Source organism: Mycobacterium sp. (assembly GCF_035570115.1).
In the GTDB taxonomy this organism is placed as follows: Bacteria; Actinomycetota; Actinomycetes; order Mycobacteriales; family Mycobacteriaceae; genus Mycobacterium.
This window is the reverse complement of record NZ_DATMLH010000144.1, coordinates 1-2,812: the sequence shown is the minus strand read 5'-3', so window position 1 is coordinate 2,812 and position 2,812 is coordinate 1. Positions and strand designations below refer to the sequence as shown.

3 protein-coding genes are annotated in these 2,812 nt (G+C 62.9%); all 3 read right to left on the bottom strand.

What is annotated here, in order from left to right; all coding sequences use genetic code 11:
* Positions 1-58: 58 nt before the first annotated feature.
* Positions 59-1,477: a hypothetical protein gene (locus tag VNW74_RS13990; protein ID WP_325677760.1), complete on the bottom strand. Its 1,419-nt coding sequence runs from the start codon at positions 1,475-1,477 to the stop codon at positions 59-61.
* Positions 1,478-1,738: 261 nt separating this feature from the next.
* Positions 1,739-2,566 carry a class II glutamine amidotransferase gene (locus VNW74_RS13985; RefSeq protein WP_325677758.1) on the bottom strand — a complete coding sequence of 276 codons (828 nt, stop codon included), beginning with the start codon at positions 2,564-2,566 and terminating at the stop codon, positions 1,739-1,741.
* A gap of 62 nt (positions 2,567-2,628) precedes the next feature.
* Positions 2,629-2,812, bottom strand: a 184-nt coding sequence (locus VNW74_RS13980) for a putative zinc-binding metallopeptidase (RefSeq protein ID WP_325677756.1), incomplete at its 5' end; no start/stop codon positions are given.

The following is a 2,812-nucleotide window of genomic DNA, read 5'->3' as shown; positions in this document are numbered from 1 at the left end:
GGGCCCGACTTGTCTGATCTTGGTCAGACCAACTACGGCTTCGCACGAGGCGACAGCATTAGAACCCGGAGTCGCCGCCGCCGCCCGAGTCGAACCCACCCCCGCCAAAATCGGACCCACCGAACCCGCCGAAATCGAAATTGCCACCAGCGTCATAACCGCCGCCGGAGTCGTTGCCGGCGAAGCTTACGTCGCCGCCGCCGGAGGATGAGTCCTGGTAGCTTCCATCGAAGCCGACGTCTCCCTGCTGGCTGTCGTAGCTGGTGCTCTGGCCGCCGTCGTAGCCAGCATTCGCCGTCGCCGAATCTTGGCCCGCCTCAAAGCCGCGTTCGTAGTCGCCACCCCAATGATCGTCCAGCAGCGCATCCATCAGCAGGACATCAGTGAGGGGCCAACCCCAACCAGGACCCCAAAATGGGTAGGGGTAGAAGCCGGGGTAGAAGAAAATCCCGTTGTAGTAGCCGCCCCCGTAGTAGTGCTGATAGCCCGGCTGTTGCGTGGTGGCGTAGTTGTTGTTGTTGATCGTGACCGTCTTACCGGTGTCAGGGTCCCTCGTCTGCACAGAGGCCTGCTTACGGTCCTCCTCGGGAACCGAGGTCACGGCAATGATGTTCAGCTTCCGGTTCGCCTTGGCCACGGTGGCTCGCACGACCCCGAGGTGTGCCCGCGCTGCGCTGTAGTCACCAGCCTGGTACGCCTTGCGGGCGGCGCTCAGGCTGGAGTTGGCCTTCAGCATCTCAGCGCTGACGTCTGGGCCGCTTGTGGTGACCACCGCGTTATCGAGATCGCTGACATCGGACTCGGCGGCGATCAAGTCCTGCTTGATCTGCTCTCGCGCCTCTGCGTCCTTGCGGCGCTTACGATTCCGTGCGGGCAACCAGATCAGACCAACTATCAGAGCGAAGACGACGATCAGCGTTACCCACAGCCACGTCCAGCTGGTGTGCTTCGCATTGGCGGTGGGAGAGGTCGTCGCCGGTGCGCCGGCAGCCACGTTCACGCCGGCCAGCTTGCTGACGAATTCGCTGGTCGCACCGTGTGGGTCATTGCGGTGATCCCTAGCCGCCCGACGCAGGATGGGGTCCACGTTGTCGGCGATCGCCTTCGGCACGTCATAGGCGCGCACGTGGTAGCCCTTGGAGTCGATTACCAGGATGACCCCGCTGAACGCCGGATGGCGGCCCAAGATGATGTCGTGGATGGCGTCCGGTGTCGTCACACCGGTCTGGTCCGGCGCGACCGCCGCCACCCAGATCGGCGGGCGGGAACTCCACGTCCACGAGCTGGCCAGGATCTGCTGGTTGATTGCGTCGGAGTTGTCCAACGGAGGTTTCGCGGCAGGGTCAGCCACCACATGTGTTTGGGCCTGAAACTTACCTACCACCTGCTCTGTGTATGGGTCGGCCCACGCAGCCGGCGCCAACAGCGTTGCCAGCGCCAAGATGAACGGGACCACACCAAGTCTCCGCAATCCCATGTCACATTTCTCCTGTCGCTATCTCGTTTTGATTCGGGGGACGACACTCATAACACGACGCTATCGGCCGAGAGGGCCAGACTCCACAGGAGCCGAGTTGTGCGGGTCAGAGACCCGACTTTTCAGGCGTTACGAGTCGTTCAGCTAACCGTTTCACCTGGTCGCCGAGGGGCTCTGTCTAGGGATTCATAATCCGTTGGTCGCGGGTTCGAGCCCCGCCCGCCCCACAACCTGAAAAACCGCACGCCAGACGCAGTTCGGTCACTCAATCGGCTGGAACGGTCGCTCTTCGATGTCCTCGCCGATTATCAGTGCGGTCCCGGCCGGCACTTCCCGCCACACCCCGGGCAGATGGGTCAACGGCTCGGAAACCACCACCCGGGCATCATCACCGAAGTGCATCAGCCGCTCGTTGTCGGGGTAGAGCATGCGCACTGACTCCGGATCTTCGCTCACAAACAGCGTGTTCACTTCCGGTCCGCTGGCATAACGGGCCGCGTACAGGCGCACGCCGTCGCTGACCCCGATCGTCATCTGCAGCGCGGGTTCACCCACGCCGGCCGCCTCGGCGGCCGTTTCAACGAAACCTGCCATCCGCGCGATCCCCGCGATCGGATCATCCGCGAGACCGAAGGTGAGTGCGAGGTGAAACAACAGCTCCGAATCCGTAGACCCCGCTATGTTGCCGAACAGGTCGGGGCGCACAGCGAACAGCAGATCGCGGCGCAACCGGTGATATCCGCCGACGTATCCGTTATGCACAAACAGCCAGTTGCGGTAGCGAAACGGGTGACAGTTGGTCTGCTGCACAGGTGTCCCAGTCCCGGCGCGAACATGGGCAAGAAACAGTCGGGTGCGGACCTCGGTGGCCAGTTCCAAAAGATTCTCGTCGCCCCACGCCGGGGTGATGCTGCGAAATAGCGCCGGTTCGGCACGGTGCTCATACCAGCCCAGCCCTGTGCCGTCCCCGTTGGGAATCTCCATGTTCGGCGCGTGCCTACGGCTCTGCTCGATAAGCGAGCGTTCCGGGTCATATAGCAGCTCCCTGGGCGCGATCGGGCCGCCCAGGTATCCAACCCACCGACACATCCGACTCTCCTTTGCTGCACCTTGTCTCGGCCTGGCATGCCCGCGCTCGTCACTTCCGGTTACTAGTGACCAGCTGCCGCTGTGCGAGCCGTCTCGCGGATCACATTGTGTACGAACGCCAGCTTGCGGACCACCGCCTGCGGGATGTCGAATGGGTAAAGCGGATTCTTACCCATGGCGGTGTTCACCCGATTGAAGCACAGCGACAACCACTTCCAGTCCTCCAGCAGCCGCTCGATCGGGGCG